The sequence below is a fragment of the Kribbella sp. NBC_00662 genome, from assembly GCF_041430295.1.
In the GTDB taxonomy this organism is placed as follows: Bacteria; Actinomycetota; Actinomycetes; order Propionibacteriales; family Kribbellaceae; genus Kribbella.
Map to the genome: position 1 here is coordinate 3648334 of NZ_CP109029.1, position 25402 is coordinate 3673735.

A 25402-nucleotide genomic window follows, 5' to 3' on the forward strand; every position below is an offset into this window, starting at 1 on the left:
GGTCATGACCAGGGAGCAACGCCTCGGGCGAGTCTTCGTCGAACTCGCCGACAGCCTCGTCGACGACTTCGATGTCATCGACCTTCTCCATCTGCTGTGCGATCGCAGCGTCGAGCTGCTCCAGGCAGATGCGTCCGGGCTGATCCTGGCCGATCAGCGCGGTCTGCTGCACGTGATGGCATCCACGACCGAGGAGGCCCGGCTGCTCGAGCTGTTCGTCCTGCAGAACGACGAGGGCCCGTGTCTGGACTGCTACACCAGCGGGCAGCAGATTGCGAACATCGACCTCGACGAGGTCGGTCAGCGATGGCCCAGCTTCTACGCCGCGGCGACCGCGGCCGGCTACCGGTCGACCCACGCGCTGCCGTTACGGCTGCGCGGAGAGACGATCGGTGCGATCAACCTGTTCTGCGAGCGACGGACGAGGTTGAGTCCGGAAGATCTCGACCTCGGCCAGGCCCTGTGCGACATTGCGACCGTGGCACTGCTGCAGGAGCGCGCTATCCGCTCCAGTGAGATCCTGGCCGAACAGCTGCAGGGCGCGCTGAACAGCCGGATCGTGATCGAACAGGCGAAGGGTGTCCTGGCTGCACGAGCGGACATCCCTCTGGACGCCGCCTTCGCGCTGATGCGGCACTACGCGCGCCAGAACCACCTGCGTCTCGGCTCGGTCGCGACAGACGTCACCACAGGCGCTGTCACTCCTGCCGATCTCCAACCCACGAGCAACTCCTGACCACGGGCCCTCAAGGGGTCGGACGTGGGGCTATCTGTTCGGCGGCCATCCATTCGGTGGTCTCGGTGTGAGTCTGGTCCTGGTGCTGGACCAGGCCGCGCCAGCCGGACGGATGATTCTCGCAGGCGATGAGCCATCCCGGCTGCCAGCGACCGTGGATCCACAGATCCACGTGGGCGGGCAACTGGAGGTGATCCAGCCGGTGGCGGTCGGCCGTGTTCATGACGCGGTCGTCAGGCCCGAGCGGTCCCAGGCTCGGTGCAGGCCTACGGCGGTGATGAGTTCGGTGGTGTAGGGCTTGGCGACGGTCTCGCCGACGACGATCCCGGGTGCGGTGGTGTCGATGCCGGCAGCCGTGAGTACGTCGGCGCCGTCGCCCCAGGCGGCGATGACCTTGCAGTGCCGGAAGAGTTCGCCCAGCAGGACGGTCAGCCTGCCGTCGACCAGCGTCGGGTTGCCGGCGGCAACGACCACGGCGTCGTATTCGATCGATCGGGTGGTGAGGAACGTGCGCTCGACCGGCTGGGTCGAGCGGCCGTGCTTGATCGTGCCGCCGGAGGGCGCGACGATCCGCAGTACGGCGCCCTTGGCCTCGACGGCTCGGCGCAGCTTGCTGATTCCGGCGAGGTCGGCGCCGTCGGACGCGATCACTCCGATCACCCGGCCGGCGATCGGCCCGGGGGCGTCGACGATCTGGGACAGCGCGGGGGAGGGTACCGGGTCGGCGGTCGGAGTTCCGCTGGGTGCGGGCAGTTCGAGTCCCGCCGCGACCGCCGTACACAGATCTGTGGCGACGTTGGCGAGGACGCCGAGCATCCGTTCGCGGATCGGCTGCTCGTAGCACTTGCTCAGCTCGAAGGTGAACGCCTCGACGATGTGCGCGCGTTCGATCGCGGTCATGCTCGCCCAGAACAGCGCGGCCTGGGAGAAGTGGTCGGCGAACGACGCCGGGTTCGCCCGTACCTTCGGCCCGCTGACCTCACGCGGGACGTGCACGAAAGCGCCCTCGTCGGGCTCGGCGGGCACCGGCTCGCCTTCCTGACCGAGGCTGTTCGGCAGGTACGGCGCCACCCCGCGGTGTACTGCGGTCTGGTGCATGCCGTCGCGGAGGTTGTCGTTGACCCCGGCGTGCGGGCAGTTGATCGGCAACTGGGTGAAGTTCGGGCCGCCCAGACGGGTCAGCTGGGTGTCGAGGTAGGAGAACAGCCGGGCCTGCATCAGCGGGTCGTCGGTGACCTCGATCCCGGGCACCAGATTGCCGGTGTGGAACGCGACCTGCTCGGTCTCGGCGAAGTAGTTGGTCGGGTTGCGGTCCAGCGTGAGCTTGCCGACCAGCTGGACCTCGCAGAGCTCCTCGGGAACGATCTTGGTCGGGTCGAGCAGATCGATACCCTCGAAGGTCTGGTCGTCGGAGTCGGGCATGATCTGCAGACCCAGCTCGAACTCCAGCGGTGCGCCGGCCTCGATGCCGTCGGCAAGGTCCCGCCGATGGAAGTCGGGATCGGCGCCGGCGGCGATCTGGGCTTCTTCCCAGACCAGCGAGTGGATCCCGGCGACCGGCTTCCAGTGGAACTTGACCAGGCACGTCTCGTCCTTGGCGTTCACCAGCCGGAACGTGTGGACGCCGAAGCCTTCCATCGTCCGGTAGGAGCGAGGGATACCGCGGTCGGACATCGCCCACATCACGTGATGGGTCGCCTCGGTATGCAACGAGACGAAGTCCCAGAAGGTGTCGTGGGCGGTCTGCGCCTGCGGGATCTCGCGGTCCGGGTGCGGCTTGCCGGCGTGGATGATGTCGGGGAACTTGATCCCGTCCTGGATGAAGAAGACCGGCATGTTGTTGCCGACCAGGTCGAAGTTCCCCTCGCCGGTGTAGAACTTCGTCGCGAATCCACGGACGTCGCGGACGGTGTCGGCCGAGCCGCGGGAGCCGAGCACGGTAGAGAACCGGACGAACACCGGTGTCTCCCGGCCGCCCTGCAGGAATCCGGCCTTGGTGACGGAGCCGGCATTCCCGTACGCCGTGAACGTTCCGTGAGCAGCCGCGCCGCGTGCGTGCACGACCCGCTCCGGGATCCGCTCGTGGTCGAAGTGCGTGATCTTCTCGCGCAGATGGAAGTCGTCCATCAGGCTCGGACCGCGCGGGCCGGCCTTCAGCGAATGGTCGGTGTCAGAGAGTCGCACGCCCTGTGCCGTGGTGAGCAGCGAACTGGTCTGGAGCTTGCCCTCGGCCGCCTCGACCGGACGCTCGTCCGGCTGCTGTGCGGGTGCTGCCGGCGCTGCGCTCGATCGGCGCGGTGCGCGGGAAGCTTTGGGTTTCGGGGGCATGGGACTCCTCAAGAAAGATGCGGTTCACCTCCGGTACCCCGATCTACACGGGTCTGCTCGAGGTGGGCGATCGCGAGGAGCTCGCCGTCGACCGGGCCGAAGCGCGCTAGGGCGTCCCGGTGCACGCTGCTGACCAGCGAGGTCATCGCGGCGGGTACTTCGTGTTGACCGGCGAAATGTTCGAGGGATTCGAGTTCCTCGACGATCCGGTCCAGCCCGAAGGTCGCCAACTGGTCACCGACGAGCAGACGGGGTACGACGTCCTCGATGAAGGCCGAGGCGGCCGGACCCTTCAGCAGCAACTCCCGCAGGCGGGCAGGGTCCAGCCCGCCGCTCCGGCCGAGCATCAGGACCTCACCGACGGCAACGACCTGGTTGAACCACAGGAGGTTGACCAGCAGCTTGGTCAGGTACCCGGTGCCGTGCGGACCGGTGTGGTGCACCTGCCGGGCGAACGTGCGCAGGATCGGTTCGGCCCGGTCGAGGGTCGCTGGTTCGCCGCCGGCATACAGGGTGAGTTCACCTGTCTCGGCCGCGTCGGGACCGCCGCCCACGGGAATCTCCAGGTAGTCGATGCCGTGGCGGCTCGCGGCTGCGGCCAGTTCGGCTCCGAGGGCGGGGGACGCGCTGGTCAGGTCGAGCCAGATCGTTCCCGGGCGGAGGCGGTCCAGCAGGCCGGGCATGACTGACCCCAACTCCGGACTCCCGGGCAGAACCGTGACGAGGACAGCGGTCTCCGGCAACGGTTCGCCCCAGGTCGCACCGAACTCCGTGACTCGTTCCTCGACCTCGGCGCGGACGTCGTGAACCCGGACCGAATGTCCGCCGGCGACGAGGTGCCGGGCAACCGGCAGCCCGATCCGGCCGGCGCCGACAAGCGCGATCTCAACCATGACGCCATTGTCGGCGGCGGGAGCTAGCTCCGGGGGATCGTGGACGCGCGGACCACGAGCTCCGGTGTGAAGGTGACCTGCCGATGCGGCCGGGACGGGTCGTCCGAGGTCTCGAACAGGAGGCGGGCGGCGGACTCCCCGATGTCGTGGGCGGGCTGCCGGATCGTGGTCAGCGGTACGACGGCGAGCTGTGCCTCGCCGATGTCGTCGTACCCGACGACCGCGATGTCGCCGGGAACCGACCAGCCGTCCCGGATCAGCTTGTTGACGATCGCGATCGCGATCATGTCGTTGCCGCAGAGGACCGCCGTCGGTCGCGGTCGCATCGCGGTGATGAGGTCGGCCAGTTCGCTGCGCTCGCGGATCGTCCGGCCGGCCGCGTCGGCGCGCTGCAGCAGCCCGGGGTCCTCTCCGGCTGCCTCGATTGCGAGCATCGCGCCCTCGTAGCGCGCCTTCAGGACGAGATCGCCGCCCGGGCCGCCGGCGAACAGCACCCGCCGGTGGCCCAGGTCCAGCAGGTGCTTCATCGCCAGGAACCCGCCGCGGTGCTGATCGACGACGACCGCGGACGACGTCAGCGCCATACCTTCGTGCCCGAGGACGACGATCGGCGTACCGATCGACTCGAGATCGCCGAGGTCCGGCGGCTCCGCGGTCGCCGACGCGATGATCAGGCCGCCGGCCCGCATCTCGGCCAGGTTGCGCACGTAGACGCCCTGACGGACCGGGTCGCCGGCGGTGTCGCAGTACACAAGCACGAAGCCCCGGCTGCGGGCCACGTCCTCGACCCCGCGGGCGATCTCCGTGAAATAAGGGTTCGCGGCGTCCGGGACGAGCAGCCCGAGGGTGTGCGTGCGGTTCCCGCGCAGCGTGCGGACGGCGCGGTTGGGGACGAACCGGGTCTCCTCGATCGCGCGGTCGATCCGCTCGCGGGTCGCCTCGGCCACCGTCTTGGTGCCGTTGATGTAGTTCGACACCGTGCCGATCGACACGCCCGCGAGCGCGGCGACGTCCTTGATCGTGACGTTCTTCGCCAAGTTCATCTCCAACTAGCTGAATACATCCCGGATCATCTCGAGGAACCCGTAGCCATTGTGGCTGTCGGGGAGCAGCGCCGAGCCCTCCGTCCACTCGTTCCACGCGTTCACGGTGATGATCGGGTGCGGTTGACCGTGGCGTTCGAGGAACGACTTCGCCGCCAGCAGCCCTTCCTTGAACTCCTCGGGCGACGGATCGAACGTCGTCGTCCATGGATACCGTCCGCGGACGAACTCCCGATCCTGGGCGGTCCGCGGCGACGAGTCCCACCCGACCGTCACATTCGGGTAGAACGGTACGTCGAGTTCCGCGGCGTACCGCTCGTACTCCGCGAACGCGGCCTCCCGCAGCGGCCCGATCCCGGCGCGCGGGAACTCGAACCGGCCGAGGTCGGCATGATGCACCCACACGTACGACGTCGCGGACCGGAAACCGAGCTTCCGCACCAGCTCGGCCGGATCGTCGGGTGTGATCGCCGCGGGGAGTACGCCGACGCCCCAGATCACCGCATCCAGATGAAGTCCGTCGAACCCGGCCTGCCGGGTCTGCTCGTCGAACCACCGCAGCGCGTCCGCTGTCTCCTCGACGCCACCGAGACCGATGATCAGGTTGCCCAGCTCGTAGATCGTCAGCCAGGGCCGGCCGTCGATCGTGAGGTAGTTCGGGCGGGCGAAGTACGTGTCGATGACGTGCCGGGCCAGCTTCTCGAAGGCGGCGCGGTCGATCGCGCCGTTCTTGAGCCGCTGCGGAGAATCGTTGGCCGGATCGTCGTGCGGGAAGATGTCGACCAGCTCGTGGTTCGCCCACATCAACGCGAACGTGATGTCGTCGCTGTTCCGCGCGGCGAGCAGACCGTCGTCGAGAGCGCCTTGCAGATAAGGCCCGTCGTCGTACCAGTAGTAGTCGACGAGGAAGCCGTCGACGCCGTACTCCTTCGCGAGCCGGATCTGATGTTCCGCCGCGGCCGGGGTCGCCTCGTCGAATCGACCGCCGAGCGGAATGCGAGGTTGCCGATGGCCGTCGAAGCGTGGCTTCGCGGCCTCGAGCAGTCTCCACTCGTCCCAGTCCTGGCCGAACCACTTCGCGTTCCGCGGATCGGCGTGCCAGTCCGGGAAGTAGTACGCGAGGATCTTCGGTCGATGCATCGATGAGGCTCCTTGGTTCATTTGACCGCGCCGGCCGAGATGCCGGTACGGAAGGTCTTCTGCAGGACGACGAAAACCACCACGACCGGCAGCGAGATCAGGATGTTCGCGGCGAAGATCTTCGGGGTGTCGACCAGTCGCTCACTCTGGAAGTACGTCGGGACCTGGGTCAGCACCTGCAGATCGGTCGACTGGATGAACAGCAACGGCAGCAGGTACTCGTTCCACGCGGCGAGGAACGTGAAGATCGCGACCACCGAAAGGATCGGCCGGCAGATCGGCACTAGGATCTGCCAGAAGAACTGCCACGAGTTCGCGCCGTCGAGCCGGCCGGCCTCGTACAGCTCGGCCGGCAGGCCGCGAATGTAGTTGCTGCTGACAAGTACCCCGAACGGTATCGAGATCACCGTCAGCGGGATGATCACCGACCAGTAGGTATCGAGCAGCCCGATCGCCTGGATGACGTAGTACAACGGGACGACGAGGGCGATCGCGGGCAGCGCGAGCCCGGTCAGGATGACGACGGCGCCGATCCTCGAACCACGCGGCCGCAGTACGGCGAACCCGTACGACGCGCTGAGGCCGAGGAACATCACGAGGACGACCGTCGACACCGAGACGATCAGGCTGTTCGCGAAGAATCGCAGGAACGGTGTCGACGACAGGACCACCGTGTAGTTGGTGAGCCCCTCGCCCCCCAGGGATTCCTTCACGATGAGCACGAGCGGGATCACGAGCACCACGAGCGCGATGAGCACGAGCATCTGGCTGAGCACGCGTCCCGGCAGTCTCTGGAACTGGAACATGTCGCTACTGGCTTTCGCTGGTCGAGAGGCGGACCTGCAGGATCGAGAAGACGAGCGCGATCAGTACGAGCACGATCGACAGCGCGGCGCCGTACCCGGCGTGGAACTGCGCGATCACCTGCTTGTAGATGTAGCCGGTCAGCACCTGCGTCGTCGTACCCGGACCGCCGCCGGTGGTGAGGAAGACGAGATCGAACATCTTCAGCGAGCTGATGAAGCCGAGCACGATCAGCACCAGGTGCGATCCGCGCAGCATCGGCGCGACGACCGTCGTGTTCAGCTGCCAGGTCGTCGCGCCGTCGAGGCGTGCGGCCTCGAACAGCCCGCGATCGATCTGACCGATCGCGGCGTCGTAGATCAGGAAGCTGTAGCCGGTGTACTGCCAGACGTTGATCAGGATGATCGTGCCGAACGCCGTCTTCGGATCGGCCAGCCAGGCGTGGTCGAAGCCGTGCAGTCCGAGCCGCTGCAGCAGCTGGTTGAAGCCGCCGTCCGGCGTGAGCAGGATGCGGTACGACGTGGCCACGACGGCCGGTGCGAGGACGACCGGGACGAAGACGAGCGTCCGCAGCAGGCCGCGCAGCCGTACCTTCGTACGCACCAGGATCGCCAGCGCGAGGCCGAGAGTGAGCTGGATCGCGACCGTGGCCACCGCGAAGGCGAGCGTGTTGCGCAGCGCCTGCCAGAAGACCGGGTCCTGCAGAAGCTTCGAATAATTGGCGCCACCCACGAAGTCGGTCGGCGAACCCACACCGGACCAGTCGAACAGCGAGTAGAACGCGTTGGCCGCGATGCCCGCGTGGATCACGCCGATGACGAGGATCAGCGCGGGCAGCGCCCACAGGTAGTCCGACAGCGCCAGCGGGCGGTGACCCTGCACTAGCGGCTCACCGATTTCGAGGCCGACTCGACCTTCTCGAGTGCGTCTTCGGGGGACGTCGTACCTGCCGCGACGGCCGACAATGCGTCGCCGAGGGCGGTGGTCAGGTCGCTGTAGGGGATCTGTCGCGCGCCGATCAGGTCGGTCAGCGACTGCTGCTGACGCTCGATGTCCGCGACCTGCGCCGGGTTGATGACATCGGTGGTCGCCACCTTGACGGAGGTGACCGCGGGGATGTTTCCGCCCGCCGCCTGGATCTTCTGGCCGTCACCAGCGGTCAGGAACTCGAGGAACTTGAACGCCGCGTCCTGCTTCGACGACTTCGCCGAGACCGCGAACCCGTTGTCCGGGCCGCCGAACAGCTTCGTCGACTGCCCACCGGTCACCGGCGCCGGGAACGGAGCGGACAGGAACAGGCCGTCGATCTTCTTCGTCACGGTCTTCTGCGCGTCGACCTGCCCCGTCTTCGTCATCGTCGCCGGCGTGTTCCAGGTGCCCAGGGCAATGAACGCCGCCTGGTCGGACAGGAACGTGGTCTGCGCATCCGGGTACTCCGTGGCCGCGGTCGCGCCGGCCGGGATGATGCCGCTGGTGAACAGGTCCTTCCAGGAGTTCATGGCCTGTACGAACTCCTGGTCGGTCCACGACGCCTTGCCCTGGATCGCGTCGTACACCTTGCCGGGTGCGATGCTGTTGATCAGCGACAGGTACACGTCGGTGTTGACCCACGCGTCCTTGGCGCCGTGCGCGAGGCACTTCACGTTGTGGGTCTTGAGCGTCGCGCAGACCTTCTTCCACTGCTCGAAGTCGGTCGGTACGCCGAGGCCGTACTGGTCGAGGATCTTCTTGTTGTAGTAGATGAGTCCGGCCGCCGACATGTATGCCGGCAGTGCCACCTGCTTCTTGTCGAGCTGCAGCTGGCTGAGCCCCTCCGGGTTGAACTTGCTCGCCCAGTCCTTGCCGAGATCCTTGGCGGCACGGTCCTCGACCGGGACCGCCAGCGGGCCGAAGTTCGTGGTCAGGTCGCCGGGCTGGACCTGGAAGACGTCCGGACCCTTGTCCGACGACAGCCCCGGCCGGAGCGCGGTGACGTAGTCGTTGTAGGCGAACTGCTTGTACGTGACCTTGATCTGCGGGTTGGCGGTCTGGAAGTCCTTGATCGCCTGGACGCTGTTGAAGGCGTTCCAGCCCCACCAGGTCAGCGACACCGGACCGCTCCCGGCCTGCTCCTTCGACCCTGAGCCGCACCCAGCAAGGCCGGCCGCGGCGAGGGCGATGACCGCGAGAACGGCAGCCCTCCTCGTTCCTGAGCGATACATCTCGAGCTCCTTGAGTGAAATGTTTCAACCGGCTGCGATCGTAGCCAGGGGTAATTTCGCTGTCCAGAGGTCGACCGGATGCGGCCAATTAATGAATCATTTCACCAGCCCGGAGCTGGTCAGCGGTCACGCGATGCCGTGCGGTCAGCCGCGAACCGGGTCCGCGCCCGCCGCCTTGCTGACCCGGTCGCCGACCTCGAGCTGCTTCCACAGGTCCCGGGGCACCTTGACCTTCTGCTTCTCGCCGCCGTCGAGCTCGACCTCGAGCCGGCGGTACAGGTTCGAGCCGTCGAACATGGCCCGCGACTTCTTCACGACGACCCCACTCCAGGCGTCCTCGTCGGCCATGAGTACTCCTTCAGTCACGGTGAGTGGTCAGCCCGACCTTAGCCCGCGGCGAGGTTCACGCGTCCTCCTGGTGGTCCGCGCCGGGCGGGTTGTTCGTGAAGTGCTCCGGCCGGATCAACACCGCCGTGCGCCGGTCCGCGACCATCTCGCGGTCGTACTCCTCGAGATCCGGATGTACTCCGCCCGCCGCGGCGTAGATGTCACGCAGCAACACCCGCAGCCGCTCCGCGCCGATCCCTGGCAGCGGGTCGTCCGGCCCGGCGAGCTCGACCGACCCGCTGACGCCCATCCACTGCCATCCCGCGCGGAACACCAATGTCGCCTGCGGGGTCCGCCGCAGATGAGCGAGCTTCGCCGTGTGCCCACGAGCGACGAACGCCGCGATCGGCTCGCCGGTCAGGGGATGATCGAGGACGCCGGCATTCACCACCGATGCGGCCGGCTCGCCGGACCGTCGCTGCGTGATCGCCACCGCCAGGTAATGATCCTGCCGTCCGAGTTCGTTGATCCGCTCAAGTCCTTGCATGTCAACGAAACTAACGGACCGTGGTCCGGTTCTCAAGTGGCCAGAGGGTCGGCTGGATCGCCGGATCCGTGTAGTCCGGGTCGGGGTTCCGGTGGACGAGGGTGTCGTTGGGGTGAGTCGAACCGGGGCGCCAACGGTTGCTCGACGGCTGGAGATGGATCGCGATCGACCGGCGCGGTGCCGTACTCAGGTTGGCTGAGCTCCCGTGGACGGTCCGGCAGTGGTGGAAGCTGACCTGCCCGCGCTTCATCCGCGGTACGACGGGTGTCGGGTCGAACCCCTGCGCCGCGATCGACGCCTCCAGCCCGGCGTTGTCCTGCGAGAAGAAATCCAGCCCGGTCACGGACCACCGGTGACTGCCGGGCAGGAACCCCACCGCCCCGTTCACCTCATCCACGTCGTGGAACCCGACCCACGCGGTGAGCATGTCGTCCGACGTACACGACTGCCAGTACTGCCGATCCGTGTGCCATCCGACCCGCGCCGAACCGCCCGGTGGCTTGAACAGCAGTTGGTCGTGCCAGAGCCGGATCCCGTCCGCGCCGGACAACGCGGCCGCGGTCGCACCGATCGCCGGGTGCCGTACCAACGCGGCCAGTTCGTCGACCCGCAAGGACGAGTAGTCGTTCTTCCGCAGTACGTCGCCATCGGCCGCCTGCCACCCGCGCGTCGCGGGCAGATCGGGCAGCGTGTGGTCGTGGTCGCCGGCGTAGAACCGCGCCATTCCGCGCTCGGCCGCATCGAGTACGTCGGGCGGCACGATCACCGGCGAGATCCAGTAGCCGTGCTCGCGGTAGAAGGCGATGTCATCTGCTCCAGGTAGCTCCATGCAGACCAACCTAGGAATCGGGAGACTGGTACGGCGTTGCCGATGTTCAGGCAACTGGACACAATCTTCAGGTGTCCTTGCATCGTCCCAGCGGCCTCCGCGCCGGATTCCACGCCGAAGGTTTCCCGGGGGACAGTGGCCTGCTGCACGCGGGCGAGCAATGGGTGCCTGAGCAGTTCTTGATCGAGCCGCACGAACATCCGGTCTGGGAGATCTACCTGCAACAGCACGGCAGCACGCACTGGGTCGCCGGCGACGAGAGCTACGTCCTCCACCCAGGGCATCTGTTCGCCGTACCGCCCGGTGTCACCCATCACCTGGCCGGCCGGTCCGGCAACCATCACTTCTACTTCGCCGCGATCGACCGCGAACCCGTCGTACAACGACAGCCCGCGCTCGCGCTGCCCTGGCCGAAGACCGTCGTACACCGGGAGGCGGGCGAGCTCACGCACGCCTTCGCGCAACTGGTCCGCGAGGTCACCACCCGCTACGAGTACGCCGACACCGGACTGACGCTGGCAGTCGACCACCTGATGCTCGCGGTATCGCGGTGTCTGGCGCCGGCCGCCGTACCGCAGCTTGCGATGCACCCGGCGGTGCGGACCGTGAAACGCCTGCTGGACCAGGAGTTTCACGAGCGCTGGACCCTGCGGGAGCTGGGTGATCGCACCGGACTCGCACCGGCGTACCTGGCCGAGCTCTTCACCACCGAACTCGGCCAGCCGCCCCACCGGTACCTCAACGAACGCCGGATCGACCGCGCCCGCCAACTCCTCGAAACCAGCGACATCACCGTCACGGCGCTCGCCGTCAGCCTCGGCTTCAGCTCCAGCCAGCACTTCGCCCGCGTGTTCCGTCAGCTGACCGGGACCACCCCGACGGCGTTCAGATCGTCACCAGCGCGGTGACGCCCAGCGCGAGCCCGACCAGATAGGTGCCCATGGCACCGACATCGCGGAGCGGGCCGTGGGTCGCGAGACTGCGCGACGTCAACATGCCGATCGCATGCACGTACCGGACGAACACGGCCGCGATCGCCAGGAGGTCGACCACCCAGCTGTCGGACAGTACCGAGCAGACGAGCAGGAGGACGATCATCGTCGGGATGTACTCGGCCGCGTTGCCGTGCGCGCGGACCGCGATCATCAGCCGGTCGGTGGGATCGGTGGGTAACTGGTTGCCGGCGCCGCGGAGGGCGCGGTTCCGGGTGACGTTGGCGCCGAGCAGGAACAGCAGGATGCCCAGCAGCGCGATGCAGACGATGGTGATGGTGTCGAGACTCATACGAGTGCTCCTTCGAACAAACGGCTCATGATGGTTTGACTGAGTCGGGTCCCGAGCAGCGCGTCGGTCTTGTGCATACCGCCCGGGCAGGTGACGTTGACCTCGATCAGCCGGCCGCCGATCACATCCAGACCGGCGATGGCGAGGCCGTGCGTGCGCAGTACCGGCCCGAGGGCGGCGACGATCGCGTGATCGTCCTCGTCCGGCTCGGCCGGTGCGATCGGCGGGCCGATCCGGAAGTCGTCGACGGCCGGCCGGCGCAGTACCGCGCCGACGATGTCGCCGTCGAGCAGGAACAACCGTTTGTTGCCATGCGCAACAGCAGGCAGGTACTGCTGCGCGATCACCAGCCGTCGTCCGCCGTGGCTCGCGGACTCGAGCAGCGCGACCGCGCCCTGGTCGTCGTGCACCAGCCAGACGTCGAGTCCCGCGAATCCGTCGACCGGTTTGACGACTGCCGTGCCGACCCGGGCGACGAACGATCGCAGTTCGGCAGGATCGGCGCCGACGTACGTCGGGGGACAGAGCTCGGGGAAGTGCAGCGCGACGAGCTTCTCGTGCATCGCCCGGATGCCTTCCGGCCGGTTGATCACCCGGGTGCCGGCCCGCTCGACCAGATCTAGCAGGTACGTCGTGTGCAGGTACCGCGCATCGACCGGCGGATCGATCCGCAGGTGGACCAGATCGAGCGACGCCACGTCGACGACCGCGGTCTCCAGCTCGTCCCACCAGGTCGCGTCGACGATCCACCGATGGTCGCCGCCCGGCGCGTGCCGCGGCCGGAGCCGGATCCGTCGCGCATGCGCCCGGACCCGCCCGTCGACCACCGCGAGCTCCTCCGGCCCGCAACACCAGACGTCGAAGCCGAGCTCCTGCGTCGCACTCATCAATCCGACGCTGGCGTCAATGTCCCCGGCCAACCCGGGCAGCGGATCGGTGACGAACAGCACGCCGTTCATGCCGCCACCTCCTGCAAGCCGACGCCGGCCGTCGCGGCAGCCCGCCAGTGTCCGGCCAGGTTGTCCCGCTCGGGTTCGAGCGCTCGAAGCACGTCGCGCCGGTGGGCGCCGTCGTACATCAAGCGAGAGAGCACGGCGACGGCGCGTTCCACCCCGGCTGGTTCCTGGGCGTCGAGGAAGCGAACCTCGAGGTAGGTGCCTCGTGGCCGCACCGGCGGGAACAGCGTGGTCACATGTGCTTCCACCCCGTCCACGAAGTTCGTAGCCCCAGCGGCGAACGCGGCGTACGACGCAATCGGATCGCCGCGCAGCACCCGGTCGTCGAACCCGGTCCGCGTGGGATCGACGTCCAGCCACGTACTCAACCGCCCGCCGTCCCGCGCGAAGGCCGCGGCCACCAACGGCCCGGCCAGATTCAGCACCCGCCACTGCTCGATCCCCGCCGCCCCCGGCCACCAATCCAGGCAGATCTGCGTCGACGCGGTCCGCCGCATCATCCGCCGCCCGGCCGGTCCGATCGAGTCGAAGTGCCGCTGCATCGCGACGTACCGCGGAGACGTCAGCTGCAACGGCACGTCGGTCCGCGGATCCACGGGGATCGTCAGCAGCCTGATGCCTTCCCGGCCCAGCCGGCTCCGCAGCTCCGCGGTCAGCACCTCCAACTCACCGACCGGATCGAGCGACGGCGGCAGGCTCAGCTCGAGCTGACCGCCCGGTTCGAACGTGACGTACGGCGCCGCGTCCGCCCCCGCGGCGGCCCGCCGTACTCGCTCGATCGGGACCACACCGCCGTCCAGGTCGGCGACCACGTACTCCTGCTCGACCGCGACCCGGACCGTCTGTCGGCGCCCCCGCGCGAACAGGCCCGCAACCACTCGGTGAAGCTCCATGGCGTCCATCGGGCCCTCCTGATACCGTAAGGTTTCCTGTCGAAATATTGGAAGGTATCCTTACGACATGTCAAGAGCTGAGGTGCCGCGACCTGAGCAGAAGCCGTTGATCGCACTGGTCGAGCGGGCCAACCGGGCGCTGCAGTCCGACATGGTCCGCCGGGCCCATCTCGACGGTCATACCGAGGTGAAGATGGCGCACAACTCGGTCTTCGGCTTCCTGCACGCCGAGGGTGCCCGGGCCGCGGACATGGCGGTGCGGGCAGGGATCACCCGGCAGTCGATGGGTGAGGTGATCCGCGACATGGTCGCGCTCGACCTGCTGGAGATGCGCTCGGATCCGGATGATCGCCGGGCGAAGGTGGTCACCTACTCCGAGCACGGACTGGCCGTCGCCGGCGACGGCTTCCAGCATCTGATCGACCTGGAAAAGCGCTTCGCCGAGGAGTTCGGCGAACACGAGTACGCCGTCGCCCGCGATGTCCTCGCCCGCGTCGTCGACGTCCTCGACCGGGTGTCAGCTGAACACGAAGCTCAGACCTCGTCGTCCGTCGGCGGCAAGGTCGGGTAGTCGACGATCGGGTAGAGACCGACGGTGAAGCCGTACGTCGTGTCGCCCGATCGGGGGAGCTGGTCGAAGCTGTGGATCAGCCGGTCCACCTGCTGCCAGAACTCCGCCGCCCGCTCCTCCGGGATCCGTGCGTGCCGGATGAACGAGCGCATCTCACCCGCGTCGTACGCCGGTTTGGACTCCTCGGCCGCGACCTCGAAGTCGTTGAAGTCATGGGGCAGCATCCCGTCCGGCCCCTGCCGCCCGAGCCCGACGTAGAACATCCGCGCCGCCCGGCCGTAGAACCGCTCCTCGATCGCCCGCACCCGCCGGGTCCGCACCACCTGCAGGATGCCCGCGTCGGCCAGCACCTTCACGTGGTGCGCGACCGTGCTCTTCGGTCGGCCGACCGCGGTGGCCAGCTCGGTCACCGTCGCGGCCCGCTCGTGCAGCAGCCCGAGAATCGTCGTCCGCAACGGGTCGCTGATCGCTCGCACCTGCTCCGCGGTGGTCAGCTCGATGGTGTCCGCCAGCTCGTAGTCCGGCACCGAGGTGTTGTCTGACATGATGCGAATAGACTAGCATCGTGGATTGTTCGAGATATCTGGATCATTGGAGCCGAAGATGGCCGAGATCGTGCTGTTCCACCACGCGCAGGGGTTGACCGAGGGGGTGAAGGCGTTCGCCGACGAGCTCCGGCAGGCGGGTCACGTCGTCCACACGCCCGACGTCTACGAGGGCAACACCTTCGCGACCCTCGACGAGGGCATCGGATATGCGAAGAAGACCGGCTTCGGGGTGCTCCTGGAGCGCGGTGTGGAGGCGGCGCAGAGCCTGCCCGAGTCCATCGTGTACGCCGGGTTCTCGCTCGGCGTCATGCCCGCGCAGCAACTCACGCAGACCCGTCCGGGCGCCGTCGGCGCGCTCTTCTTCGACTCGTGCCTCCCGGTGGAGGAGTTCGGCACGTGGCCCGACGGCGTGCCGGTGCAGGTGCACGGTATGGACGAGGATCCGTGGTTCACCGAGGAAGGCGGCGACCTGGATGCTGCTAAAGCCCTGGTCGCCGCCGTCGACACCGCCGAACTGTTCCTCTACCCCGGCAAGGAGCACCTCTTCGCCGACTCCTCGTTGCCGGGCTACGACGAGGGTGCGGCCAAGCTCTTGATGCAGCGCGCCCTCGACTTCCTCGGCAAGCTCGGTTAGGCCTGCGCCGCCGCGGACTCGACCGCGACCGGAGCCTCGACCCGCCTGCCCTGGCCGTCGTCATCGAGGACTGAGTCGTCGAGGATGGATCAGGCGAAGGCGGCCGCGTTCCGGTCGGCCCAGGCGCGGAAACTGCGTGCGGGCCGACCTGTCAGGTCCTGCACGGCGTCCGTGACGAGATCGGACGCCGGCCGGTTCTGAGCGCTCCCGATCAGCGCCTCCACCAGCGCGTCCGGCCTTCCGTCCGCACGCAGTTGCGCCCGCGCCTCGTCGAACGGTGTCGGCGCAAAGGTCAGCGCACGACCCAGCGCCGCACCGAGAATCGCCACCTGATCGGCGCGGGTCAGCACCTCCGGACCAGTGAGGGTGTGCAGGGCCCCCGGTTGTGGTTCATGCAGGACATGCACGGCGGCAGCGGCGATGTCGGCGGGATCGATTACAGCAGTCGCCGCGTTGTCGGGCCCGCGGACGATGTCACCCGTGCGCAGCTGGCCGGCCCAGCCGAGTGCGTTGGAGGCGAAGGTGTCGGCCCGGAGGATCGTCCACTCCAGCCCTGATTGCCGGACAGCAGCCTCGAGTTCGGCGTGCAGCCGGGTGATCGGGTCGGTGTCGGCCCCGAACCGCACCGCCGACGAGGACAGGTAGAGGACCCGTCGGGCGTGCCGGGCGATCTCGCCGAGGGTCGCGACGGCACCATCGGCGGTGAGGAACGGCCAGATCAGGAAGACCGTGTCGACGTCCTGCAACGCCGCGGTGAGGGTCCCGGTCGGGCCAGGTCGGCGCCGGATCCGCGGTCGAGGGTTCGTGCCTGCGGCAGAAGGCCGGTCAGTTCCCGGCCGACGTTTCCGCCGGCGCCTGTCACGAGGATCATGCTTGCGGCAACTCGGCCCGGAGGTGCCGGTATTCCCGGGTATCGTGTCGGAGATGATCAACGGAGCCCATGTGATCATCTACAGCACGGATGCCGACGCGGATCGGGTGTTCTTCCGGGACGTGCTGGGGTATCCGTCGGTCGATGCCGGGCAGGGGTGGCTGATCTTCACGTTGCCGCCGGCCGAGGTGGCGGTGCATCCGGCCGAGGCTGCGTCGCACGAGCTGTTGCTGATGTGCGACGACCTCGACGCCACGATGGCCGACCTGACCTCGCGCGGGGTGGAGTTCTCGCAGCCTGTGCAACGGCAGCGGTGGGGTGTGCTGACGGCGTTCCGGTTGCCGGGCGGAGGCGAGGTCGGGTTGTACGAGCCGCTGCACGAGCGGGCGCATGATCTCTGAGTTCCGCATCCGGGTGCCCGACGACGACCTGGACGATCTGCGCGCCAGGCTCCGGCGGATTCGTTGGCCTCGGCAACTACCTGGGAACGGGTGGACGCGCGGGGTACCGGTCGATCACCTGCGGCGGGTCGCGGAGCGATGGGCGGCGTACGACTGGCGCTCGTGGGAGGCGCGGCTGAACGGCTACCCGCAGTTCACGACCGAGATTGACGGTCAGACGATCCACTTCCTGCACCTTCGATCGCCGGAAGCCGACGCGTTGCCACTGGTGATGACACACGGGTGGCCAGGATCGGTGGCGGAGTTCCTGGAGGTGCTCGGTCCGCTGACGGATCCGGCGGCGTACGGCGGGGATCGGCGCGATGCCTTTCACGTCGTCGCGCCGTCCGTGCCGGGGCACGGGTTCTCGCTGCCGTTGCAGGACGGCTGGAATCACGGGCGGATCGCGCGCGCCTGGGCGGAGCTGATGCGCCGGCTCGGATACGAGCGGTACGGCGCGCAAGGTGGCGACACGGGATCGGTCGTCTCACCTCTTCTCGGACAGGTCGATCCGGAGCACGTGGTCGGCGTACATATCAACGGCGGGCTGGCGTTTCCGGCCGTCGAGCCAGGTGATGTGCAGACCGATGCGGAACGCGAGCGGTTGGCCGCGGCCGAGCGGTTGCGTGCGGTCGGGACCGGGTACGCCGAGCTGCAGGGGACGCGGCCGCAGACGGTGTCGTACGGCTTGAGTGATTCGCCGGTCGGCCAGTTGGCGTGGATCCTGGAGAAGTTCTGGGAGTGGACCGATCCGGAGCGCGCGCTGCCGGAGGATGCGGTCGACCTGGACCACCTGCTCACGGACGTGTCGATCTACTGGTTCACCAACAGCAGCGCGACTTCCGCCAATCTGTACTACGAGAATCGCCGCGCCGCCGACGACCTCCGGCCGGGTGTGCCGACAGGCATAGCGGTCTTCCCGACCGATCCCGCGATCCGCCGCGTGCTAGACCGCAGGCACCACATCGTCCATTGGTCTGAGTTCACCCGCGGTGGACACTTCGCGGCTCTCGAGGCTCCCGACCTGCTCGTCGACGACATCCGCACGTTCTTCCGGCTGGTCCGGTAGCCGGGCCGGTGCGACGAACGTGAGCAACGTTCCGTCGCGCTCCACGGTCGCGTCCGGCCAACGGCGGCGGACCATCCGGATCGAACGTTCGTTGGCCGCACCCACGACGAACAGGAAGTACTTCGCGCCGGCCGCGATCGCATCCGCGGCGGCGATCGCCAGCATCCGGATCCCCAGCCCACGACGCTGGTCGTCCTCGCCGATGACCGCGGCAAGCTCGGCTGTCGATTCTCCCGGCGCCCACGCCCACATCGCATGGCCGACGATCGTGTCCTCGCGCGTTGCCACGAACGCCGCGCCGGTCGGGCACAGCAGTCGCAGCAGCAACGCCGCCCGCGGCGGAGAACCGATCGCGGTCTGGAAGCGGAAGTAGCGGCTGAGGTCGGTCAGCCTCGACAGCATCCTGGCCAGCTCGTCCGCGTCGGGTTCGCCGGCGCGACGGACGAGTGGCGGTCTCGCCTGAGTCTGGTTCACGGATTCAGCGTTACCTGCTTGGCTGAGTCTGTCAAGCAGACTTATCATGAACCCATGAGCGTGGCGGTCAGTGAGCAGATGCCCGAGGCGATGAACTGGTCCACGGAGAACTGCACGATCTCCCGGGTGATGGAGATCCTCGGCGACAAGTGGACTTTTCACGTCCTCCGCGAGATCTTCGTCGGCGTCCGCCGGTTCGAGGACATCCGTGCGCGGGCGGGCATCCCGCGCCAGGTTCTCACCGAGCGCCTCGCCGCGCTGATCGAGCGCGGCCTGATCCGCCGCCATCCTTACCGGCTGCCCGGCCAGCGCGAGCGTTCGGAGTACCGGCTGACGGAGGCCGGTCTGGACCTCTATCCGGTGCTGGTGGCAATGATCCAGTGGGGCGACGAGTACCTGCCGCTTGCCGCCGGCGCGCCGATCGAGCCGCGCCACCGCGGCGACTGCGGCGAACGTGTCACCGTGACCATGCACTGCGAGGCCGGCCACGAGCCGGCTCCGCGGGAGGTTGCCTTCCGCCCCGGGCCCGGCGCTCAGCGACGCTAGGACAAGCGTTCGATCGCCTGGCGGATCAGTTTTTCGGTTTCGCGCGGCTGGGCGGCGGTGATCGAGACGGCGTCCATCGTGACGACGTACGTGTCGAGTTCGTCGCGCTTGTCGAGGTAGACAGCGCTGGTCAGGTGCTCGATGTAGACGATGTCCGGGAGGTCGGCATCGTTGAAGCGGAGCAGGGTGAACGCGCCTCCGGTCGCGGTGTAACCGCCCTTGGAGAACGGGATGATCTGCAGCGTGACATTGTGCCGTCGCGACGCGTCGATCAGGTGCTCCAGCTGGGCTCTGAGGATTGCCGGGCTGCCGATCGGACGTCGCAGTACGGCCTCGTCGATGACCGCCCAGAGCCGCGCGGGTCGTTGCCGCGTCAGCACTTCCTGGCGGCTCATTCGCAACGAGACAAGGCGATCCTGCTCGGCCCGCGACAACGGGACGTCCTGCCGGCCGAGCTGCATGACGGCCCGCGCGTACTCCGGTGTCTGCAGCAGACCCGGGACGAACTGCAACTCGAACGTACGAATGAGATCCGCTGCCATCTCGAGCCCGAGATAGGAGTGGAACCACTGCGGCGTGAGGTCGTCGAACCGTTGCCACCAGCCCGGGCTGTTGGCCTCGCGGGCCAATGTCAGCAGGCGTTCGCGCTCCTCGTCGTCCTCGACCTTGTAGAGCGTCAGCAGGTCGTCGACGTCGCGCACCTTGAACCCGACCCGGCCGAGCTCGAGCCGGCTGATCTTGGATTCCGAGCCGCGGATCGCCCAGCCCGCGTCGGTGCGGCTGATCTGGGCCTGCTCGCGGAGACGGCGCAGGTGCACACCGAGCATGATGCGCAGGGCGGTCGGTCCGCCGTACGCGCCCGGCTCGGTCACCTCATGCCTCCCAGCCGCTGTCCCCATGGTGTCCCGATGCAACAGCTGATCATTTCACAACAGATAGTGACCTCGTCCACCCCGACGCGCAGATACGGTGTGTCCAACGGGCCCTACGGTCAGTAGAGTCGGCCTCACAGATTTCCGACCACTCTCTGCGAGGTCCACCCGATGCCCGATGCCAAACAGGCACCCAGTTCGATCCCCGTCGGCGTCGACACCAGTCGGGCCAGCATCGCCCGGGTCTACGACGCCTTCTTGGGCGGCAAGGACAACTTCGAGGTCGACCGCGAGGTACTGCGTGGGGTCCAGGCCGCCGCGCCGCAGGCCCAGGACCTGGCCTGGTCGAACCGGAACTTCCTGATCCGCTCGTGCCGGTTCCTGGCCGGCCAGGCGGGGATCACGCAGTACCTGGACTGCGGATCCGGTCTGCCGACCGCCGAGAACACCCACCAGGTCGTGCAGCGGATCCAGCCCGAGGCCAAGGTGCTCTACATCGACAACGACCCGGTGGTGCTCGCGCACGGCCGCGCGCTGCTCGAGGAGAACGAGAACACGCTGTTCGTCAGCGCCGACATCTTCGAGCCGGACGAGGTGCTGAGCAAGCCCGAGGTGCGTGACTTCCTCGACTTCAGCCAGCCGATCGCCGTGATGCAGGCCGGCACGCTGCACCACTACATCGGCACCGAAGGTGCGCAGATCATGCAGAAGTACGTCGACGCGGTGGTGCCCGGGTCGTACACGGTGATCTCGCACTTCTACGACCCGGAGACTCCGGAGCACACCGAGGTCGCCCAGAAGATGGAGGAGAAGTTCATCCACAGCCCGATGGGCAGCGGCCGGTTCCGCACCCGCAAGGAGCTGATGGAGTTCTTCCCGGACCAGGAGCTGGTGCCGCCGGGCCTGGTGCTCTGCGACGACTGGTGGCCGGACGGCCCGCGGCTCAAGCCGCTGAACCAGGTCGAGGAGTGCATCGTCGGCGGGGTCGGCCGCAAGCTCTGACCCAGGTCGCACTGACGCCCGGGACCATTGCGGTCCCGGGCGTCGCGCGGTTTCAGAACGTCCAGCGCTGCGCCGCCGAGTTGTTGCATGAGGCAACGGTTACGGGATTGCCGAGAGCACCTGGTGCGGTCAGGCACAGCCCGTTGGCGCGGATGGTGCCGTCGCCGGGCTGCGTCCACTGCTGGTTGGCGCCGCCGTGGCAGCTGTAGAGGATCACGGCGCCGGCTTGCGTCGCGCTCGAGTCGAGACAGCTGAACTGGGCGTGGAACGTCTTGTTCTCCGCATGCACCCAGTTCTGGTTGTCGTTGCCGGTGCAGGTGTACAGCAGGATCGTCGTACCGTCCGAGCCGGAGACGTCCAGACAACCGCCGCTGCCGCGGATGTCGCCGGATGCGGAGTTCCCGATGCCGTTCTCCTGGACGGCGGTCGAGCCGTTCAGCGTGACCTGGCTGTCCGCCGCGCAGCCGGTGCTCTCCGAGCTGCCGGTGAAGTGCGCGGTCAGACTTCCGCTGGTCGGCAGGTTCATCGTCAGCTTCGAGTACGGCTCGTCGTCGCAGGTGGCCTTGTCGTTGTTCCAGTCGAAGTACTCGGTCCAGCTCACCATTCCCGACGTACTGATGGTGTTGCCGGCGCCAGTCTGCAGGCTGCCGAGTTTGAACGACGTACCGGCGGTGAGGTCGCGGACGGTGACGCCGTACCAGCCGCTGCCTTCACTGGTTACCGCGAACGCGTAGGTGTGGCCGGGTGTCGGGGCTCGGTCGAGTCGGCAGCTGCCGCCGGTGCCGTCCTCCTGGAACTTGATGCAGTACGTGCCGGCGTCGCCGACGCGCATGTCGGTCGAGTTCCAGAGCGAGTAGAGGAACATGCCGCCGCCGTCGCGGTGGGTCTGCATGCCGGTGTACCCGCCGACGTCGCCGCCGGTGAAGTCGAACTGGTTGGACCAGTAGACGTTCGCGCGCCCGGGTGAGTTGTTGATCGTCATCCGGAACTCGGCCTGCGTGAGCGAGGCGGTGTCGAACGTGTAGTTGACGTAGGTGCCGGGCGTGACGCCGATCGCCGACGCACTACCCGGGACGAGGACGGCCGCGAGGCCGAGCAGGGCGCAGAGCAGTAGGGATTTGAGTCTCATCGGGGGTGCTACCTCCAAGCGAAGTGGGGCGGACTTCGACCAGAGAGCTCTCTCGCACTGATGATGCGCAGACATGCGCGGAGATGTCCAGAGGTGAGCGGTTAACGTTACACATGCTCGGAAACGAGCGTGGCTGCCGTGCCTTCCTCGAGCGCTTGGAAGATGTGCGGGAGATCGCCGGGGTAGGCGATGTAGTCGCCGGGGAGGAGCTCGACCGGGTCGTCGGTCGGGCCGACGAGGGCCCGTCCGGACCCGAGGACGACGTGCTCGACGACGCCCGGCATATGCGGCTCGGACTTCCGGCCGGGGCCGGGGGAGGCGACGATGCGGTAGATGTCCCGGCGGGCGTTCGGCGGGCTGGACGCGACCAGGGTGGCGCTGTAGTCGGCCTGGTCGGAGTAGATGGCCGGGCCTTCGCCGGCTCTGATGACCTGGACCTTCGGGCGCGGCGGGTCGAGGAGTGCCGCGAACGGCGTATCGAGCGCAACGGCCAATGCCCACAGGGTTTCCACGCTCGGGTTGCCGGTGCCGGACTCCAGCTGCGACAACGTGGATTTCGCGACGCCGGCGCGTTTCGCCACCTCGGTCAACGAGAGTCCGGTCCGGGCTCGATGCCTGCGCAGGGACGCGGCGATCACGTCCAGTGGTGCCCTGTTGTCCATCGCGTGTTCGCTCCATCGGTCTGGTTGTTCGGCTTGACGAACGGGCGGATCGATGTTCATCATAATGCCCATGCGTTCGATTTGGCGAACACTCGATCGGGGACTCGCCCGCGACATCGGCCTGGTCTGCCTGGCCGACGGAGTCGTGGGCCTTTCGTACGGCGCGATCAGCGTCGGCGGCGGGCTGCCGTTGTGGGTGCCGGTCCTGCTCTCGGTCGTGGTCTTCGCGGGTGCGTCGCAGTTCCTGTTCGTCGGGATCGTCGCGGCCGGTGGCAGTCCGATCGCGGCGATGATCGCGGGGCTGCTGGTGAACAGCCGGCACGTCGCGTTCGGGCTGGCGGTCAGCGATGTGATCGGGAGCGGGTGGCGGCGGTTCCCGGGCAGTCACGTGATGACCGACGAGAACGTCGCTTTCGCGATGGGACAGGACGAGCTGGAGCAGAAGCGTGCGGCGTACTGGGCCGGCGGCCTCGGCATCTTCGTGTGCTGGAACATCGGCGTCGTGGTCGGTGGGTTGGCCGGGTCGGTGATCACGGACACGGATGTCTTCGGGCTCGACGCGGCGTTCCCTGCGGTCCTGCTCGCTCTGGTGCTGCCGTCCCTGCGTGACCGGTCGACACGGACGGCGGCGCTCATCGGCGTTGTGGTTGCGCTGGCGGCAACTCCGTTCCTGCCGGCCGGTCTGCCTGTCCTGTTCGCCTTGGTCGGTCTGCTCTTCTACCGTGCCGGGAAGCCCGCCCTGGAGGTGGCCGGATGACGAACACCCCGCTCCTGCTGGTCGGCATCGGAGTACTTGCCGTAGGCACCTTTTCGCTCAGGTTCGCGGGGCCGGCGCTGCGGAGCCGGTTCGAGGTACCGGAACGGGCGCAACAGCTGCTCGCTGCTGCCGCCATCGTCCTGCTGACCGCCTTGGTCGCGACCTCCGCGCTGACCGAGGGGCACGGTCCGGCTGGAGTTGCGCGGCCGGCGGGGGTGCTGGTCGGCGGCGTGCTGGCGTGGCGGAAAGCGCCGTTCGTGCTGGTGGTGGTGGCCGCTGCCGCGACGGCGGCCGGGCTCAGGCTGCTCGGGGTGCCGTAGAAGGTAGCGTGCGGACATGACCATGCAGCCCGGCGCGCCGATGCCAGCGCCGAAGAAGTCGGTTCTTCCGATGATCGCCATTGCCTGTTTCGTCGTCGGTGCGCTGCTGGTCGCGTTCTTCGTCTGGCGGATCGTGGTGACGGCGCCGCGGACGCCGCAGCCGATCGAGTCCGGGCGGGTCGAGCTGAAGGAGGAGGGGCTGACGATCTATTCGTCCGTCCCGGTGCTGACGCCGCCGTGCAAGGCGCAGGACGCCGACGGCAACGACGTACCGCTCGAGCGCGAGACCGGATCGGAGACGATCACGATCAACGGCAACAGCTGGTACGTCGTGGCGCGGTCCACGCATCCCGTGCCGGCCGGGGTCTACAGCATCTCGTGCACCGACGACGAGACCAGCGCGACGTACGCCGCGGGGCCGAAGTCGTCGATCGTGGCGTTCGTGCTGTCGATCCTCGGCGCGATCTTCTCGTTCCTGATCTTCGTCGGCCTCGGCATCGTCTTCCTGATCATCTGGGCCGTCCGCAAGAGCCGCCGCAACCGGCCGCCGACCTTCCCCGGCCAACCAGGTGCCCCGGGCAACTACCCGCCACCCGCCGCCTATCCGCAGCAGCCGAACTACAACTTCCCCCCACCTCCGCCGTACAACCCAGGCCCGAACCCGGACCGCCCCCAGGACCGGTGACTGCGATGGATCTCGACTGGGACGGTTGCCGGAACGCTCGTGATGTCGGTGGGTTGCCTACCGCTGACGGGCGGGTGATTCGCGAGGGAGTGCTGATCCGATCGGAGAGTCTGCAGTATCTGACTGCTGAGGGTGTCGAGGCGGTACGGCGGGCCGGGGTCGGCCGGATTCTCGATCTGCGGGGTGACGGCGAGGTCGCGGCGTACCCGACGCCGTTCACCGGTACGCCGTTGGCGGTGCGGCAGGCGTTGCAGGATCCGGCGGATCCGGATCACGGGCAGCCGACGATCGTCGAGGCGTGCACGTGGATGCTCGACCGGCGACCGGAGCTGTTCGCCGCCGCGGTGAAGGCGATCGCGGACGAGGAGGACGGCGCGGTGGTCGTGCACTGTCACGGCGGCAAGGACCGGACCGGGATGGTCGTCGCGCTGGCGCTCAGCGTCGCCGGCGTACCGGAGGAGGAGATCGTCGCGGACTACTTCCTGACCCAGGAGCGGCTCGCGCCGTGGCTGGAGGAACAGCTGGCCGCGGAGCCCGATGTCTCCAAGCATCCGGAGATGATCGAGTTCCGCGACACCCGGGCCGAGTCGATCGTCGCGATCCTGCGCCACCTGGACACGAAGTACGGCGGACCGGAGGCATACCTGAAGCACGGTGGTCTCACCACCGACGATCTGGACAAGCTGAGAGCCCGCTTAGTGGGCTGACCTGCGTCACGACCAGATCACACAGCGCAGTACATTGGCGCAATGCCGACCGCCGCTGTGTTGATTGCCGCGCCTCCGGCGCGGCGGCTCATGGGGCCTGGATCCCCGGCCTTCCCTCGTCTCTCCGGTCGCTT

31 protein-coding genes and 1 pseudogene are annotated in these 25402 nt (G+C 67.9%); 12 read left to right on the top strand and 20 right to left on the bottom strand.

Features of this window, described 5'->3' with window-relative positions; genetic code table 11:
• Positions 1-4 precede the first annotated feature (4 nt).
• The gene (locus OHA10_RS18355) at positions 5-736 is read left to right on the top strand and encodes a GAF and ANTAR domain-containing protein (protein ID WP_371407436.1); all 732 of its coding nucleotides are present in this window, start codon (positions 5-7) and stop codon (positions 734-736) included.
• Positions 737-746: 10 nt separating this feature from the next.
• On the opposite strand, the gene OHA10_RS18360 is transcribed toward OHA10_RS18355, so the two are convergent.
• From OHA10_RS18360 to OHA10_RS18410, 11 genes are all read right to left on the bottom strand, one after another.
• Entirely contained in the window at positions 747-959 is a 213-nt protein-coding gene (locus tag OHA10_RS18360; protein ID WP_371407437.1) for a hypothetical protein, read from the bottom strand.
• Complete coding sequence (locus OHA10_RS18365; RefSeq protein WP_371407438.1) at positions 956-3064, bottom strand: catalase; 2109 nt, start codon at positions 3062-3064, stop codon at positions 956-958. The genes OHA10_RS18360 and OHA10_RS18365 overlap by 4 nt, the downstream gene beginning before the upstream one ends.
• An 8-nt stretch (positions 3065-3072) precedes the next feature.
• Positions 3073-3957: an NAD(P)-dependent oxidoreductase gene (locus OHA10_RS18370; protein ID WP_371407439.1), complete on the bottom strand. Its 885-nt coding sequence runs from the start codon at positions 3955-3957 to the stop codon at positions 3073-3075.
• Positions 3958-3980: 23 nt separating this feature from the next.
• Entirely contained in the window at positions 3981-5000 is a 1020-nt protein-coding gene (locus tag OHA10_RS18375) for a LacI family DNA-binding transcriptional regulator (protein WP_371407960.1), read from the bottom strand.
• Between the two features lie 6 nt (positions 5001-5006).
• Entirely contained in the window at positions 5007-6140 is a 1134-nt protein-coding gene (locus OHA10_RS18380; protein WP_371407440.1) for a glycoside hydrolase family 99-like domain-containing protein, read from the bottom strand.
• A 17-nt stretch (positions 6141-6157) separates the two neighbouring features.
• A complete protein-coding gene (locus OHA10_RS18385; protein ID WP_371407441.1) occupies positions 6158-6946 on the bottom strand; it encodes a carbohydrate ABC transporter permease in 789 nt (262 codons plus the stop codon).
• A 4-nt stretch (positions 6947-6950) separates the two neighbouring features.
• Entirely contained in the window at positions 6951-7826 is an 876-nt protein-coding gene (locus OHA10_RS18390; RefSeq protein WP_371407442.1) for a carbohydrate ABC transporter permease, read from the bottom strand.
• Positions 7826-9145: an ABC transporter substrate-binding protein gene (locus OHA10_RS18395; protein ID WP_371407444.1), complete on the bottom strand. Its 1320-nt coding sequence runs from the start codon at positions 9143-9145 to the stop codon at positions 7826-7828. The genes OHA10_RS18390 and OHA10_RS18395 overlap by 1 nt, the downstream gene beginning before the upstream one ends.
• 144 nt (positions 9146-9289) lie before the next feature.
• Positions 9290-9493 (bottom strand): hypothetical protein, encoded by a 204-nt coding sequence (locus tag OHA10_RS18400; RefSeq protein ID WP_371407446.1) that lies wholly within the window; start codon positions 9491-9493, stop codon positions 9290-9292.
• A 55-nt stretch (positions 9494-9548) separates the two neighbouring features.
• Entirely contained in the window at positions 9549-10019 is a 471-nt protein-coding gene (locus OHA10_RS18405) for a pyridoxamine 5'-phosphate oxidase (protein ID WP_371407447.1), read from the bottom strand.
• Between the two features lie 10 nt (positions 10020-10029).
• Positions 10030-10848, bottom strand: a complete 819-nt coding sequence (locus OHA10_RS18410; RefSeq protein WP_371407448.1) for a phytanoyl-CoA dioxygenase family protein — start codon at positions 10846-10848, stop codon at positions 10030-10032.
• Positions 10849-10919: 71 nt separating this feature from the next.
• Between OHA10_RS18410 and OHA10_RS18415 the strand changes: the two genes are divergently transcribed.
• Positions 10920-11756 carry a helix-turn-helix domain-containing protein gene (locus OHA10_RS18415; protein WP_371407449.1) on the top strand — a complete coding sequence of 279 codons (837 nt, stop codon included), beginning with the start codon at positions 10920-10922 and terminating at the stop codon, positions 11754-11756.
• Here the strand turns inward: OHA10_RS18415 and OHA10_RS18420 are convergent.
• The 3 genes from OHA10_RS18420 to OHA10_RS18430 are packed head-to-tail and all read right to left on the bottom strand — an operon-like array spanning position 11734 to position 13990.
• Positions 11734-12132: an MAPEG family protein gene (locus OHA10_RS18420; protein WP_371407450.1), complete on the bottom strand. Its 399-nt coding sequence runs from the start codon at positions 12130-12132 to the stop codon at positions 11734-11736. The genes OHA10_RS18415 and OHA10_RS18420 overlap by 23 nt on opposite strands.
• Positions 12129-13091: a hypothetical protein gene (locus OHA10_RS18425; protein ID WP_371407451.1), complete on the bottom strand. Its 963-nt coding sequence runs from the start codon at positions 13089-13091 to the stop codon at positions 12129-12131. The genes OHA10_RS18420 and OHA10_RS18425 overlap by 4 nt, the downstream gene beginning before the upstream one ends.
• Positions 13088-13990 carry a glutamate-cysteine ligase family protein gene (locus OHA10_RS18430; protein WP_371407452.1) on the bottom strand — a complete coding sequence of 301 codons (903 nt, stop codon included), beginning with the start codon at positions 13988-13990 and terminating at the stop codon, positions 13088-13090. Before OHA10_RS18430 ends, OHA10_RS18425 begins: the two co-directional genes overlap by 4 nt.
• Positions 13991-14048: 58 nt before the next feature.
• Here OHA10_RS18430 and OHA10_RS18435 point away from each other — a divergent pair, with 58 nt between their 5' ends.
• Positions 14049-14552 carry a MarR family winged helix-turn-helix transcriptional regulator gene (locus OHA10_RS18435; protein WP_371407453.1) on the top strand — a complete coding sequence of 168 codons (504 nt, stop codon included), beginning with the start codon at positions 14049-14051 and terminating at the stop codon, positions 14550-14552.
• Here OHA10_RS18435 and OHA10_RS18440 read toward each other — a convergent pair.
• A complete protein-coding gene (locus OHA10_RS18440) occupies positions 14516-15097 on the bottom strand; it encodes an ArsR/SmtB family transcription factor (RefSeq protein ID WP_371407454.1) in 582 nt (193 codons plus the stop codon). The genes OHA10_RS18435 and OHA10_RS18440 overlap by 37 nt on opposite strands.
• Positions 15098-15155: 58 nt before the next feature.
• Between OHA10_RS18440 and OHA10_RS18445 the strand changes: the two genes are divergently transcribed.
• The gene (locus OHA10_RS18445) at positions 15156-15734 is read left to right on the top strand and encodes a dienelactone hydrolase family protein (RefSeq protein ID WP_371407455.1); all 579 of its coding nucleotides are present in this window, start codon (positions 15156-15158) and stop codon (positions 15732-15734) included.
• 89 nt (positions 15735-15823) lie between these two features.
• Here OHA10_RS18445 and OHA10_RS18450 read toward each other — a convergent pair whose 3' ends face one another.
• The gene (locus OHA10_RS18450) at positions 15824-16480 is read right to left on the bottom strand and encodes a nucleoside-diphosphate sugar epimerase (protein ID WP_371407456.1); all 657 of its coding nucleotides are present in this window, start codon (positions 16478-16480) and stop codon (positions 15824-15826) included.
• 178 nt (positions 16481-16658) lie between these two features.
• On the opposite strand from OHA10_RS18450, the gene OHA10_RS18455 reads away from it, so the two are divergent.
• Entirely contained in the window at positions 16659-17006 is a 348-nt protein-coding gene (locus OHA10_RS18455; RefSeq protein ID WP_371407458.1) for a VOC family protein, read from the top strand.
• Complete coding sequence (locus tag OHA10_RS18460; RefSeq protein WP_371407459.1) at positions 16996-18114, top strand: epoxide hydrolase family protein; 1119 nt, start codon at positions 16996-16998, stop codon at positions 18112-18114. Before OHA10_RS18455 ends, OHA10_RS18460 begins: the two co-directional genes overlap by 11 nt.
• A gap of 78 nt (positions 18115-18192) precedes the next feature.
• Here OHA10_RS18460 and OHA10_RS18465 read toward each other — a convergent pair.
• Positions 18193-18636: pseudogene (locus OHA10_RS18465) on the bottom strand (GNAT family N-acetyltransferase); the annotation flags it as partial.
• Between the two features lie 6 nt (positions 18637-18642).
• Here OHA10_RS18465 and OHA10_RS18470 point away from each other — a divergent pair.
• Entirely contained in the window at positions 18643-19134 is a 492-nt protein-coding gene (locus OHA10_RS18470) for a winged helix-turn-helix transcriptional regulator (protein WP_371407460.1), read from the top strand.
• Here the strand turns inward: OHA10_RS18470 and OHA10_RS18475 are convergent.
• Positions 19131-20006 (bottom strand): helix-turn-helix domain-containing protein, encoded by an 876-nt coding sequence (locus tag OHA10_RS18475; protein WP_371407461.1) that lies wholly within the window; start codon positions 20004-20006, stop codon positions 19131-19133. The two genes, OHA10_RS18470 and OHA10_RS18475, sit on opposite strands and share 4 nt — an antisense overlap.
• Positions 20007-20177: 171 nt before the next feature.
• Between OHA10_RS18475 and OHA10_RS18480 the strand changes: the two genes are divergently transcribed.
• The gene (locus OHA10_RS18480; protein ID WP_371407462.1) at positions 20178-21008 is read left to right on the top strand and encodes an SAM-dependent methyltransferase; all 831 of its coding nucleotides are present in this window, start codon (positions 20178-20180) and stop codon (positions 21006-21008) included.
• A gap of 52 nt (positions 21009-21060) precedes the next feature.
• Here OHA10_RS18480 and OHA10_RS18485 read toward each other — a convergent pair whose 3' ends face one another.
• Positions 21061-22137, bottom strand: a complete 1077-nt coding sequence (locus OHA10_RS18485) for a ricin-type beta-trefoil lectin domain protein (RefSeq protein ID WP_371407463.1) — start codon at positions 22135-22137, stop codon at positions 21061-21063.
• A gap of 107 nt (positions 22138-22244) precedes the next feature.
• Positions 22245-22799 carry a helix-turn-helix domain-containing protein gene (locus OHA10_RS18490; protein WP_371407464.1) on the bottom strand — a complete coding sequence of 185 codons (555 nt, stop codon included), beginning with the start codon at positions 22797-22799 and terminating at the stop codon, positions 22245-22247.
• A 70-nt stretch (positions 22800-22869) separates the two neighbouring features.
• Here OHA10_RS18490 and OHA10_RS18495 point away from each other — a divergent pair, with 70 nt between their 5' ends.
• From OHA10_RS18495 to OHA10_RS18510, 4 genes are read left to right on the top strand one after another with little or no spacing between them, the layout of a single operon-like run.
• Positions 22870-23556: an AzlC family ABC transporter permease gene (locus tag OHA10_RS18495; protein WP_371407465.1), complete on the top strand. Its 687-nt coding sequence runs from the start codon at positions 22870-22872 to the stop codon at positions 23554-23556.
• A complete protein-coding gene (locus tag OHA10_RS18500; protein ID WP_371407466.1) occupies positions 23553-23876 on the top strand; it encodes an AzlD domain-containing protein in 324 nt (107 codons plus the stop codon). Before OHA10_RS18495 ends, OHA10_RS18500 begins: the two co-directional genes overlap by 4 nt.
• Before the next feature lie 16 nt (positions 23877-23892).
• A complete protein-coding gene (locus OHA10_RS18505) occupies positions 23893-24561 on the top strand; it encodes a hypothetical protein (RefSeq protein WP_371407467.1) in 669 nt (222 codons plus the stop codon).
• 5 nt (positions 24562-24566) lie between these two features.
• The gene (locus tag OHA10_RS18510) at positions 24567-25268 is read left to right on the top strand and encodes a tyrosine-protein phosphatase (protein WP_371407468.1); all 702 of its coding nucleotides are present in this window, start codon (positions 24567-24569) and stop codon (positions 25266-25268) included.
• Positions 25269-25402 lie beyond the last annotated feature (134 nt).

Excerpts from the sequence above, each read along its gene's own strand:
- OHA10_RS18460 (WP_371407459.1), top strand. The coding sequence starts at position 16,996 with ATGATCTCTGAGTTCCGCATCCGGGTGCCCGACGACGACCTGGACGAT.
- OHA10_RS18480 (WP_371407462.1), top strand. The coding sequence starts at position 20,178 with ATGCCCGATGCCAAACAGGCACCCAGTTCGATCCCCGTCGGCGTCGAC.
- OHA10_RS18440 (WP_371407454.1), bottom strand. The coding sequence starts at position 15,097 with ATGTCAGACAACACCTCGGTGCCGGACTACGAGCTGGCGGACACCATC.
- OHA10_RS18490 (WP_371407464.1), bottom strand. The coding sequence starts at position 22,799 with ATGGACAACAGGGCACCACTGGACGTGATCGCCGCGTCCCTGCGCAGG.
- OHA10_RS18365 (WP_371407438.1), bottom strand. The coding sequence starts at position 3,064 with ATGCCCCCGAAACCCAAAGCTTCCCGCGCACCGCGCCGATCGAGCGCA.
- OHA10_RS18435 (WP_371407453.1), top strand. The coding sequence starts at position 14,049 with ATGTCAAGAGCTGAGGTGCCGCGACCTGAGCAGAAGCCGTTGATCGCA.
- OHA10_RS18505 (WP_371407467.1), top strand. The coding sequence starts at position 23,893 with ATGACCATGCAGCCCGGCGCGCCGATGCCAGCGCCGAAGAAGTCGGTT.
- OHA10_RS18400 (WP_371407446.1), bottom strand. The coding sequence starts at position 9,493 with ATGGCCGACGAGGACGCCTGGAGTGGGGTCGTCGTGAAGAAGTCGCGG.
- OHA10_RS18470 (WP_371407460.1), top strand. The coding sequence starts at position 18,643 with ATGAGCGTGGCGGTCAGTGAGCAGATGCCCGAGGCGATGAACTGGTCC.
- OHA10_RS18370 (WP_371407439.1), bottom strand. The coding sequence starts at position 3,957 with ATGGTTGAGATCGCGCTTGTCGGCGCCGGCCGGATCGGGCTGCCGGTT.
- OHA10_RS18430 (WP_371407452.1), bottom strand. The coding sequence starts at position 13,990 with ATGGACGCCATGGAGCTTCACCGAGTGGTTGCGGGCCTGTTCGCGCGG.
- OHA10_RS18355 (WP_371407436.1), top strand. The coding sequence starts at position 5 with ATGACCAGGGAGCAACGCCTCGGGCGAGTCTTCGTCGAACTCGCCGAC.
- OHA10_RS18410 (WP_371407448.1), bottom strand. The coding sequence starts at position 10,848 with ATGGAGCTACCTGGAGCAGATGACATCGCCTTCTACCGCGAGCACGGC.
- OHA10_RS18495 (WP_371407465.1), top strand. The coding sequence starts at position 22,870 with ATGCGTTCGATTTGGCGAACACTCGATCGGGGACTCGCCCGCGACATC.
- OHA10_RS18500 (WP_371407466.1), top strand. The coding sequence starts at position 23,553 with ATGACGAACACCCCGCTCCTGCTGGTCGGCATCGGAGTACTTGCCGTA.
- OHA10_RS18380 (WP_371407440.1), bottom strand. The coding sequence starts at position 6,140 with ATGCATCGACCGAAGATCCTCGCGTACTACTTCCCGGACTGGCACGCC.
- OHA10_RS18405 (WP_371407447.1), bottom strand. The coding sequence starts at position 10,019 with ATGCAAGGACTTGAGCGGATCAACGAACTCGGACGGCAGGATCATTAC.
- OHA10_RS18385 (WP_371407441.1), bottom strand. The coding sequence starts at position 6,946 with ATGTTCCAGTTCCAGAGACTGCCGGGACGCGTGCTCAGCCAGATGCTC.
- OHA10_RS18455 (WP_371407458.1), top strand. The coding sequence starts at position 16,659 with ATGATCAACGGAGCCCATGTGATCATCTACAGCACGGATGCCGACGCG.
- OHA10_RS18445 (WP_371407455.1), top strand. The coding sequence starts at position 15,156 with ATGGCCGAGATCGTGCTGTTCCACCACGCGCAGGGGTTGACCGAGGGG.
- OHA10_RS18395 (WP_371407444.1), bottom strand. The coding sequence starts at position 9,145 with ATGTATCGCTCAGGAACGAGGAGGGCTGCCGTTCTCGCGGTCATCGCC.
- OHA10_RS18360 (WP_371407437.1), bottom strand. The coding sequence starts at position 959 with ATGAACACGGCCGACCGCCACCGGCTGGATCACCTCCAGTTGCCCGCC.
- OHA10_RS18485 (WP_371407463.1), bottom strand. The coding sequence starts at position 22,137 with ATGAGACTCAAATCCCTACTGCTCTGCGCCCTGCTCGGCCTCGCGGCC.
- OHA10_RS18510 (WP_371407468.1), top strand. The coding sequence starts at position 24,567 with ATGGATCTCGACTGGGACGGTTGCCGGAACGCTCGTGATGTCGGTGGG.
- OHA10_RS18420 (WP_371407450.1), bottom strand. The coding sequence starts at position 12,132 with ATGAGTCTCGACACCATCACCATCGTCTGCATCGCGCTGCTGGGCATC.
- OHA10_RS18375 (WP_371407960.1), bottom strand. The coding sequence starts at position 5,000 with ATGAACTTGGCGAAGAACGTCACGATCAAGGACGTCGCCGCGCTCGCG.
- OHA10_RS18425 (WP_371407451.1), bottom strand. The coding sequence starts at position 13,091 with ATGAACGGCGTGCTGTTCGTCACCGATCCGCTGCCCGGGTTGGCCGGG.